At 43.5% G+C, this 684-nt stretch carries 1 protein-coding gene; it reads right to left on the bottom strand.

Translation table 11 applies throughout. From position 1 onward, the window contains the following. The coding region (locus A3735_RS23980) for a TonB-dependent receptor (protein ID WP_156499877.1) at positions 1-615 on the bottom strand (615 nt) is incomplete at its 3' end. Positions 616-684 lie beyond the last annotated feature (69 nt).

Raw genomic sequence — 684 nt, 5'->3', positions numbered from 1 at the left:
GACTGTATAGTCATTGTCAGCACTAAAGTGCTCAGCAGAAAAAAGATAATTAAGGGTATCCAGACTCCCTTTATACGATGCTGCAGCACGTTTGATGCCTTCTGAACCAAGACTTGAACTAAGTAAGCCACCGGCTTTTCGTGCACCACCGCTAGTCTTGATATTAATTGCCCCACCAATCCCGGCTTGCTCTAAATATATCGGGACATTACCCCGGTATATTTCTACCTGTTCAACCGCACCAAGTAAGAACTGGCTCAAGTCGACAGCCCCCTGGTAGGAGCCATTCAGCAATACACCATCCAAGTACACGTTTACTTGTTTACTAGATGAGCCGCGAACACTAACAGAACTGAAACTGCCAAAGCCTCCAAGATCTCTGACTTGAACCCCCACTTGGCGCTCAACTATATCGGCAACGCTTACGGCATCACTAGAGAAATCTTCTTTCTTGATAACGGTAACTAAACCAGTATTGCTTGAGGGGTCAACATCAGTCAGCTTGGGGCGTGAAGTTTGAACAAGTACTTCGTTATGTTTTCCTAATATTTCCTGTGCATAAGCATGATAGGAAAAAATTATANGTACTAAATAGGCAGCAACAAGTCTAAGCACAATTCACCCAACAGCATGTGATGACGGCTTACGAAGGAAGTAAAAAATATACTGGAGAAAAATTACGCA

It is taken from the genome of Oleiphilus sp. HI0061, assembly GCF_001635675.1.
This window is presented reverse-complemented; position numbering and strand designations above follow the sequence as displayed.